General features: G+C 73.0%; 1 protein-coding gene. It reads left to right on the forward strand.

The window, feature by feature from the left end; all coding sequences use genetic code 11:
- Positions 1–285, forward strand: a 285-nt coding sequence (locus N865_RS23185; protein ID WP_034810308.1) for a hypothetical protein, incomplete at both ends; no start/stop codon positions are given.

Raw genomic sequence — 285 nt, forward strand, 5'->3', positions numbered from 1 at the left:
TGAACTCCTCCCCGCGTCGGAGTTCACCAAGGCCCACGACGGCAAGGACGGCCCCGCGGTCCGCATCCTCGACGACTGCAAGGGCTGCCGAGCCTTCCTGACCTGGTGCCGCCGTAACAAGGTCCCGGTGGACTCCGCGACGGTCGCTGAGGTCCGGGAAGCGCTGGAGCGCAAGGAGGCCGAACGCATCCGCCGCCGCGAGGAGGTCCGTCTCCGGATCGCCGAGCGGAAGGAGCGCGAGGCCCGCGCCAAGGCCGCCCGCGACGCCGAGAAGGCCCGCGCCGC

This window comes from Intrasporangium oryzae NRRL B-24470 (assembly GCF_000576595.1).
GTDB lineage: Bacteria > Actinomycetota > Actinomycetes > Actinomycetales > Dermatophilaceae > Intrasporangium_C > Intrasporangium_C oryzae.